The 607-nt window shown below is 36.4% G+C and carries 1 protein-coding gene; it reads right to left on the bottom strand.

The features are described 5' to 3' along the window. On the bottom strand, window positions 1-284 hold a 284-nt coding region (locus tag QD409_RS35545), incomplete at its 3' end, for a hypothetical protein (protein ID WP_430765053.1). Between the last annotated feature and the right edge of the window lie 323 nt (window positions 285-607).

Genomic DNA, 607 nt, shown 5'->3' with positions numbered 1-607 from the left:
AAAATGTCATTCGCTGTATAACCGTGTTGAGTTGGCTGATTTAATCCAGTTGCACTGTCACCTGTGTATGGCAAAGTATCTCCCGCCAAAGCTGTAGACAAGCCTGTTTGCAAAGTAAAAAGCAACGAAACTGTGACGATTAGTGTTTTTTTAGTTTTTCCGAATCGCGAAAACATCCATTGTCCTCCTTTATTTTTACTACTGTATGTGATAACAAAAGAAGTTAAGTGAACGCTTTTTTGTTTAACCATTTCTGCAAAGTACTCACCACGTATTTCGTCCATGTTTGGAATAAGTGCTACTCTCCCCCCTTTTGAGACGTTATTTTCAATAGATGCCTAAATAATATGTAAACCCTTACATAATTTTATCAGGACTATACTTCTCATCCTATTGGTAAAAGCATAGATTCATTGGTTAAAATAAAGAACTGTTTTTGCTGGGAGCAGACTTATGAAGGGGCTTCAATAGCGGAGAAACGCGTACACCCTTTTGATGTATCCAAAAATGTCGGGAAAACCAGTACGAAGGGAAACCTATTATAAGGTTGATCAAATGACAGGCAGAAGTTTGACTTAAATTTGCTTTAAATTAATAAGAATAGAAA

Origin of the sequence: Rhizobium sp. BR 315 (assembly GCF_050577975.1) — a bacterium.
GTDB classification, from domain to species: domain Bacteria; phylum Pseudomonadota; class Alphaproteobacteria; order Rhizobiales; family Rhizobiaceae; genus Rhizobium; species Rhizobium miluonense.
The sequence above is the reverse complement of the archived record's forward strand: the minus strand, read 5'-3'. Positions and strand labels throughout refer to the sequence as shown.